Here is an 8,367-nt window from a genome sequence, read left to right as displayed (position 1 = left end):
GCGAGCGGGCGAGCGCCCGGCGGAGCCGGGGCCAGGCCGGGGCGGAGAGGCCGCGCCGACCGCGGCGGCGGCCCGTCAGCCGGAGCGAGAGCACGATGGTCATGAGCACCATCGCGGCCAGCAGCGCCTGCGGCGTGCCCAGGACGTCCATCGGCGACCCGTTCCCGTTCTGCGACCCTGGCGGCGCCACGAACGGCTGCTCGGTCGAGCGGATCTCGTCCGCCCGGTCGGCGTTGGCCTTGACCAGGCGCGGGATGCCGTACCCGACGACCTTGTCCGTCTCCCGGGTCTTGCGCTTGAGCCAGACGCGGTCCACGTTCGCCTCGATGGTGTGGATCCGCTCGCCGCTGACGCGTTCCACGACCCCGACGTGGTCGATGCCCTTGTAGCTCTTGCCCCCGCGCCAGTCGAAGAAGACCAGCGCGCCGGGCTCGGGCCGCTGGGTCCAGGCGCCCTTCTGGATGAACCAGGCCGCGTGGGAAGGCGTCCAGGCGAACTCCCCGACGTACTCGGTGACGTCGGCCTTGTCCGCGGCCCAGGCGAGGAACATGTCGCACCACGGGGCGTCGCGGTACTGGGTGTCTTGGACGCGATCCGCGTACCACTGGCCGAACTTGGTGAGCTGGCCGCTCTTCTCCTTGTAGCCGAGTTCCTGCCGCACCGTCTTCAGCAGCTTGTCCGCGATCGGGTCCAGGGTGACTCCTCCCAGAAAACCGACAAATCACGATGGACTGTAGTAGCGCCATCACGAAGTTGCGCGCATCAACTGGAAAGTGTCTTGTTATCGGCCGAAATTTCGGCTATGTGACTGCTGAGACGGGCGGGGCTGTCTACTACTGCCGCTAGGAGCCGGCGCCCACGCGGAAGACGCCCGCGTCCCCCGCGCCCGGCGCGACCACGTCGGCCACGATCACGGTCACGTTGTCGGGAGAGCCGCCCTCGTTCGCCAGATCGATGAGTCGCTGGACGGCCGCCCCCGGGTCTGCCACCGTGGTCAGCACCTCGTGCAGGACCTCGGGACCGAGCACGGTCGTGAGCCCGTCGGAGCAGAGGAGATAGCGGTCATCAGGCTCGGCTTCGCGCAGCGCCATGTCGGGCTCCGCCCTGCCCTCGCTGCCCAGCACCCGCAGCACCATCGAACGCCGGGGGTGCACGGCCGCCTGATCCTCCGTTATCCGCCCTTCGTCCACCATCGACTGCACAAGTGTGTGATCCTTGGTCATCTGGTAGAGAGCACCGTCGCGAAGCAAGTATCCGCGGGAGTCACCAAGATGAGCCAGGGCGAACCGGTAACCGTCCCAGAGCATGGCGGTCACCGTGGTCCCCATCCCCCTGCGGGCGGGGTCGATGTCGGCCAGCTCCACCAGCCTGCGAGCGGCCTCGTGCACGGCACCTTCAAGCGCCGCCTCCAGGTCGGAGCCCGTCTCGGGAAGCGTGGCGTCCAGTTCGCGCATGACGGCGATCGCCGCCGAGCTGGCCAGCTCGCCGGCCGCGTGTCCGCCCATCCCGTCAGCCACCACGAGCAACCGGCCGCTCGCATAGCCAGAATCCTCGTTCTGCTCCCTGCGGCGGCCCACGTCTGATCCGGCGGCATAGCGGATGTTGTGCTTCATACCCAGCAGTAAATCATTGGTTGAAAGACTTCACAAGCAGATGCGCTGAAGACTCTTGTGAACTACTGTGGGCTCCATGAGCCACGACCCGACCGTCAACGCCGGGGACATCGCCCGGCTCGCCGGCGTCGGGCGGGCAGCGGTGAGCAACTGGCGCCGTCGCCACGACGACTTCCCCCAGCCCGTCGGCGGAACCGCCAACCAGCCGCTGTTCTCGCTACGGCAGGTCGAGTCCTGGCTGCGCCGCTATGGGAAGTCCTACCAGGTCTCCCTGGGAGATCGGGTGTGGCAACGCCTGAAAGCGGCCGGTGATTTGCGGCTGGGCGAGCTGGTGTCCCAGGCGGGCGCCCTGCTGACCGGGGCCGCGGCCGCCCCGGGTCGCGGCATGGCCACCGCTGTGACCACCTCTGTGACCAGCCCCGTGGCGGGCGCTGTGGCGGGCGCTGTGGCCGACCCTGCGGCCGGTGCGGGGACCGGCGGGCGCGGTCCGGCGGAGCCGCCCTCGGGAGACGGGCTCGATGACGAGCTGGCCGGGCTCGTCCTGGAGCTGGGCGAGCAGCACGGCCCGCGCACCGCGTACGAGTTCCTGTGCGAGCGCTATCTCGAAGCCCACTCGCGCCAGCTCTCGGTCACCCGCGACGACGTCGCCGCGCTCATGGTCCGGCTCGTGAGCGCCGACGGCGCGACCGTGTTCGACCCCGCGTGCGGCGTCGGCACGCTGCTGCTCGCGCCGGGGCGCGCGACCACGGTCCTGGGCCAGGAGCTGAGCGACACCTCGGCCGCCATCGCGGCCTCCAGGCTGCGGCTGCGCGGCGTCGAGGCCAGGATCGTGGCCGGCGACTCCATGCGCCACGACGGCTTCGCGGGCGAGCGGGCCGACGCCGTGGTGTGCGACCCGCCGTTCAACGAACGCGCCTGGGGCTACGAGGAGCTGACCGGCGACCCGCGCTGGGAATACGGCCTGCCGCCGCGCGGCGAGCCCGAGCTGGCCTGGGTCCAGCACTGCCTCACCCATGTCAGGCCGCGCGGCCTGGTCGCCATCCTCATGCCCCCGGCCGCCGCCAGCCGCAGGGCGGGCCGCCGCATCAGGGCCAACCTCCTGCGCGCGGGCGCACTGCGGGCGGTCGTGGCGCTGCCCGGCTCCGACCTGTGGCTGCTGCGCCGACCTGCGGCGGGTGAGCGCCCCCCGTCGGAGGTGCTGATCCTCGACGCCACGGGCGACCTGTCGGCGGTGGAGCCGGCCTGGCAGGCGTATCTGGAGGACCGTTCCGACCAGACCGTACGCATCATCGACCTGCTGGCCGACGAGGTCGACATGACCCCGGCCCGCCACCAGCGGCGTGACGACGTGGGGCGGGCCTTCGCGGAGGCGCGTGACCGGTTCCTGGCCGCCGCCGCGGCGCCGCCCGACCTGAAGGTGCTGGAGCAGCCGCTCGACCAGCCCTCGACCACGCTGGGCGACCTGATCAAGGAGGGTCTGGTGACCGCGTCGCAGGGCCCGCCCAAGATGGCCGCAGACGGGGGCGACGTCCCGGTCCTGACCTCCGACGACGTGGTCGGCGGCGGCTCGCCGTCCGGCTCGACCACCATGCAGCAGGGGCTGATCGCGATCCGGCCGGGTGACGTGGTGGCCTCCTACGCCGCCGTACGCGTGATGGACGACGGCGCAGGGGCCGTCCTGGGGCCGCACCTGACCCTCTACCGGGTCGACGGCCGCCGGCTCGACCCCGACTTCCTGGCCGGCTTCCTGCGGGCCGCGGGCGGCCGGGCGACGACGGGTTCGAGCAGGTTCGACGTACGGCGCACCCGCCTGCCGCGGTTGTCGCTGAAGGAGCAGAAGGCGTACGGCGAGGCGTTCAGGCAACTGGCCGTGCTGGAGGACGCCATCCGGGAGACCTCGACGCTCGGGCAGACGCTGATCAGGCTGGGCCTCGACGGCCTCGCCGACGGCCATCTGCATCCGCAGTCCTGACGGTGTAGTTTTTCCCGAAAAGACTGGGGAGGCGGGGGTTTCATGGTCATCGGCGACCGCTACGAGCTCGACGACCTCCCCCTCGGGCAGGGCGGCATGGGGGCCGTCTACGCGGGCCACGACCGCCACCTCGACCGCCGGGTCGCGGTGAAGCTGCTGCGCCTGCCCAGCGGCCCCGATCACGAGCTCGAACGCCGCTTCATCCGCGAGGCCCGCATCCTGGCCAGGCTGGAGCATCCCGGCGCCCCCGTGCTCTACGACTTCGGCACCCATGAGCAGCGGCTCTACCAGGTGATGCAGTTCATCGAGGGCGTCACGGTGGCCGACGTCGTGCACGAGCACGGGCCGCTGCCGGTGCCGTGGGCCGCCGCGATCGCCGCCCAGGCGTGCGCGGTGCTGTCGGCGGCGCACGCCCTGTCGATCTGCCACCGCGACCTCAAGCCGACCAACCTCATGCTCTGCCCGGACGGCAGCGTGAAGGTGCTCGACTTCGGGCTGGCCATGTTGCGTGAGTCCGACGTCACCACGTTCACGCGGATCGGGCAGATCCTGGGGACTCCGGCGTACATGGCTCCCGAGCAGATCCAGCACGGCGTGACCGAGGCGCGCAGCGACCTGTACTCGCTGGGGTGCGTCCTGCACGAGATGCTGACCGGTCGCCGGCTCTTCACCGGGCACACCGACTACGTGGTCTTCGAGAAGCAGGTCAAGCAGCGCCCGCCGGGCATTCCGGGGCTGCCCGAGCCGCTGGCGGCGCTGCTGGCGCAGTTGCTGGAGAAGCGGCCCGGCGACCGGCCGGCGGACGCCAACGAGCTGTACGAGCGGCTCGACCCGTTCGCGGTGGGCCTGCCCCTGCTGCCCGGCTTCCTGACCAGGGCTCCCAGCCCCGGCCGCATGTACGCCCGCATGGCCGGACGCGCGCTGACCGCGTAGCCCCCTCCCCTCGCAGGACGCGGCGCCGGGCTGTGGCGCGGCCTTCGCGGTTTCGGAACACGCTCTCTCGCAGAGCCCGGATCGTTATTGAACTTCCGTTGACACGGCCATGTGACCACCGGGAATCTCGTGAGAGAGCGCTCTCTCATCCCCCGAAAGCTCCGACCCAGGAGGGTTTCCCATGACCCCTCGTACCCGGCGGCTCGGCCTGCCCTTGCTCACCGCGTCCGTCCTCGCCCTGGCGACGGCGTGCGGCGGGGGCGGCGGGAGCCCCGCGACCGAGTCGAGCGCCGCGCCCGGCGAGAAGATCAAGCTGACCGTCAGCCTGTTCGGCGACTTCGGCTTCAAACCGCTCTACGAGGAGTACAAGAAGACCCACCCGAACATCGAGATCGTCGAGAACGTCACGCAGTTCAACGACCACCACAGCAACCTGGTCAAGCGGCTGGCCACGAACGCCGGCGCGGGGGACGTGGAGGCGGTCGAGGTGGGCTACATCAGCACGTTCACCGCCCAGCCCGGCAAGTTCGCCGACCTCAAGCAGTACGGGCTCGACAAACGGCAGGCCGACTACCTCGACTGGAAGTGGCAGCAGGGCCTGAGCAAGGACGGCTCGCAGCTCCTCGGCCTCGGCACCGACGTGGGCGGGCTGGCCATGTGCTACCGCAAGGACCTGTTCAAGAAGGCCGGGCTGCCCGAGGACCGGGACGAGGTGGCCGCGCTCTGGCCGACCTGGGAGCAGTACATCGAGACGGGCAAGAAGTTCGCCGCGGCGAACGTGGACGGCGCCAAGTTCGTGGACTCACCCGGTGAGATCCTCCGGGCCATGGTCAACCAGGCCCCGACCGGCCTGTACGACGCCCAGGACAACATCATCGTGGCGACCAACCCCGACGTGAAGAAGGCCTGGGACCTGTCGAACCAGCTCACCCAGGAGGGCCTCACGGCCAAGCTGGCCGCCTTCTCGCCGCCGTGGAACACCGGCTTCGCCAAGGGCTCGTTCGCCACGATCATCTGCCCGGCCTGGATGACCGGCTACATCCAGGAGCAGGCCAAGGACGCCTCCGGCAAGTGGGACATCGCGACCGTGCCCGGCGGCTCGGGCAACAGCGGCGGCTCGCACCTGATGGTGCCCAAGCAGAGCAAGCACCCGAAGGAGGCGGCCGAGCTGATCGACTTCCTCACCTCGAAGGACAACCAGGCCAGGGTGTTCAAGGAGGAGGGCACCTTCCCGTCGATCCCGGCCCTGTACGACGACCCGTCGATCCAGAACTTCACCAAGCCGTTCTTCGGCGACGCCCCCATCGGCAAGATCTACTCCGACGCCGCCAAGGCGCTCAAGCCGCAGCTCCTCGGCCCGAAGGAGGCCGACGTGCGCACGGTCATCGGCAACGGGCTCGGCCGCGTCGAGCAGGGCAAGCAGACGCCGGACGAGGCGTGGGCGCAGGTGCTCGAGGACGTCAAGAAGATCAAATGAGCTCCCTTCCCCTCGCGGTCACGCGACGGCGTAGGCGCAGCGTGCGGCACACCCTCGACGTGAGGGTGTCGCCGTACGCCTACGTCGCCCCGTTCTTCCTGCTGTTCTGCGCCTTCGGGATCTTCCCGCTGGTCTACACGGCCTGGGTGAGCCTGCACGAGTGGACGTTGCTGTCGGAGACGCAGGAGTTCATCGGGCTGGACAACTACTCGACGCTCCTTTCCGACGAGTATTTCTGGAACGCCACCTTCAACACCCTGTCGATCGGCGTGCTCTCCACGGTGCCGCAGCTCGCGCTGGCCATCTGGCTGGCGCACCTGCTCAACCGGCGGCTGCGGTTCCAGACGTTGTTCCGGATCTCGCTGCTGCTGCCCAACGTCACGAGCGTGGTCGCGGTGGTGGTGATCTTCAGCCAGCTCTTCGGCCGGGACTTCGGGATCATCAACTGGATCCTGTCGTGGTTCGGGGCCGGCGGCATCGACTGGGCGGCGGGCACCGCCACCTCGCACGTCGCGCTGTCGGTGATGATCATGTGGCGCTGGACGGGATACAACGCGCTGATCTTCCTGGCCGCCATGCAGGCCGTACCGCGCGAGCTGTACGAGGCCGCCACCATCGACGGCGCGAGCAACTTCACCCAGCTCCGCAGGATCACCATCCCGATGATCCGGCCGACGATCGTCTTCGTGGTCATCGTCTCCACCATCGGCGCGATGCAGATCATCGCCGAGCCCATGCTGTTCGGGCAGAGCAGCGGCAGCGGCGGGGGGATCGCGACGGGCGGGCCCGACCGGCAGTTCCAGACGCTGGCGCTGTTCGTCTACGAGCAGGGCTTCGCGAACTCGGCGTTCGACTTCGGCTACGCCTCCGCGGCGTCGTGGCTGATGTTCGTGGCCGTGGTGATCGCCGCCGCGGTCAACTTCCTGATCATCCGCAGGGTGAAGGGCGGGCTGGTATGAGGCTGCGTTATCTGACCCTGATCGCGGTGGCCTTCTTCTCCGCGTTCCCGCTGTACTACAGCGTCGTGGTGGCCTCCAGGCACAACTCCGCGCTGGCCGAGGTGCCGCCGCCGCTCATTCCCGGCGGGAACTTCTTCGCCAACGTCGCCCGGGTCTTCGACACCGTGCCGTTCGGGCTGGCGCTGCTCAACTCGCTGATCGTGGCCGGCTCGATCGCGGTCGCGGTGATGTTCCTCTCGACGCTGGCGGGCTTCGCCTTCGCCAAGCTGAAGTTCAGGGGCAGGAACGTGCTGCTGGTGATCACCGTCGCGACCATGATGGTCCCGGCGCAGCTCGGCATCATCCCGCTCTACATGCTCATGGTGAAGCTGGAGTGGACCGGCACCAACTACGCCCTGATCGTGCCGGCGCTGGTCAACGCGTTCGGCGTGTTCTTCATGACGCAGTACCTCACGCGCGCGCTGCCCACCGAGCTGCTGGAGGCCGGGCGGGTGGACGGGTGCACGACGTGGGGGCTGTTCTGGCACGTGGTGCTGCCGGCCGCGCGGCCCGCGGCGGCGGTGCTGGGCATGCTGACGTTCATGTCGGCCTGGAACGACTACTTCTGGCCGCTGGTCGTCCTGAATCCGGACAATCCCACTGTCCAGGTGGCTCTCTCGACCCTGGCCAGCGGGTACGTCAACGACTACGTGCTCGGGCTCGCGGGCACCGCGATCGGGACCCTGCCGCTCGTGGCCGTCTTCGCCCTGTTCGGCAAGCAAATCATCGGTGGAATCATGCAAGGAGCTGTTAAGGGATGATCTTTCCCGAGGACTTCGTCTGGGGCGCCGCGACGGCCTCCTACCAGATCGAGGGGGCGGTCAAGGAGGACGGGCGAGGCCAGTCGATCTGGGACACCTTCTCCCACACCCCCGGGAACGTGGCCGACGGCGACACCGGAGACATGGCCTGCGACCACTATCACCGCTACGGCGGCGACATCGGGCTGATGCGCGAGCTGCGGCTGGCGGCCTACCGGTTCTCGGTGGCCTGGCCGCGCATCCAGCCCGACGGCGCGGGCTCGATCAACCCGCGCGGCCTGGCCTTCTACGACCGGCTCGTCGACGAGCTACTGGCCGCCGGCATCACGCCTTACGTCACTCTCTATCACTGGGACCTCCCCCAGGCCCTCGAAGACCAGGGCGGCTGGACGAACCGCGACACCGCCGACCGCTTCGCCGACTACGCCCAGGCCGTCTACGACCGGCTCGGCGACCGCGTCACCGACTGGGCCACGCTGAACGAGCCGTGGGTGTCGGCGTACCTCGGCTACGGCAACGGCGTGCACGCGCCGGGCCGCCGCGACCCGGCCGACGCCCTGCGCTCGGCCCACCACCTGCTGCTCGGCCACGGCCTGGCGGCGCGGCGGCTGCG

8 protein-coding genes are annotated in these 8,367 nt (G+C 69.7%); 6 read left to right on the top strand and 2 right to left on the bottom strand.

The window, feature by feature from the left end; all coding sequences use genetic code 11:
• Positions 1-661 (bottom strand): CHAP domain-containing protein (locus tag ABD844_RS33520; RefSeq protein ID WP_344886905.1); only part of this gene is annotated, 661 nt, incomplete at its 3' end.
• A 181-nt stretch (positions 662-842) separates the two neighbouring features.
• On the bottom strand, positions 843-1,613 hold the full coding sequence (locus ABD844_RS33515; protein WP_344886903.1) for a PP2C family protein-serine/threonine phosphatase: 771 nt from the start codon (positions 1,611-1,613) through the stop codon (positions 843-845).
• 76 nt (positions 1,614-1,689) lie between these two features.
• Here ABD844_RS33515 and ABD844_RS33510 point away from each other — a divergent pair, with 76 nt between their 5' ends.
• From ABD844_RS33510 to ABD844_RS33485, 6 genes are all read left to right on the top strand, one after another.
• A complete protein-coding gene (locus tag ABD844_RS33510) occupies positions 1,690-3,585 on the top strand; it encodes an HsdM family class I SAM-dependent methyltransferase (RefSeq protein WP_344886901.1) in 1,896 nt (631 codons plus the stop codon).
• A gap of 42 nt (positions 3,586-3,627) precedes the next feature.
• Positions 3,628-4,518, top strand: coding sequence for a serine/threonine-protein kinase (locus ABD844_RS33505; RefSeq protein WP_344886899.1), 891 nt, complete (start codon positions 3,628-3,630; stop codon positions 4,516-4,518).
• A gap of 181 nt (positions 4,519-4,699) precedes the next feature.
• Positions 4,700-5,995, top strand: coding sequence for an ABC transporter substrate-binding protein (locus ABD844_RS33500; RefSeq protein WP_344886897.1), 1,296 nt, complete (start codon positions 4,700-4,702; stop codon positions 5,993-5,995).
• Positions 5,992-6,954, top strand: coding sequence for a carbohydrate ABC transporter permease (locus tag ABD844_RS33495; protein ID WP_344886895.1), 963 nt, complete (start codon positions 5,992-5,994; stop codon positions 6,952-6,954). Before ABD844_RS33500 ends, ABD844_RS33495 begins: the two co-directional genes overlap by 4 nt.
• Positions 6,951-7,754 (top strand): carbohydrate ABC transporter permease, encoded by an 804-nt coding sequence (locus tag ABD844_RS33490; protein WP_344886893.1) that lies wholly within the window; start codon positions 6,951-6,953, stop codon positions 7,752-7,754. The genes ABD844_RS33495 and ABD844_RS33490 overlap by 4 nt, the downstream gene beginning before the upstream one ends.
• Positions 7,751-8,367, top strand: a 617-nt coding sequence (locus tag ABD844_RS33485; RefSeq protein ID WP_344886891.1) for a family 1 glycosylhydrolase, incomplete at its 3' end; no start/stop codon positions are given. The genes ABD844_RS33490 and ABD844_RS33485, both read left to right, overlap by 4 nt.

It is taken from the genome of Nonomuraea antimicrobica, assembly GCF_039536965.1.
Taxonomy (GTDB): domain Bacteria; phylum Actinomycetota; class Actinomycetes; order Streptosporangiales; family Streptosporangiaceae; genus Nonomuraea; species Nonomuraea antimicrobica.
This window is presented reverse-complemented; position numbering and strand designations above follow the sequence as displayed.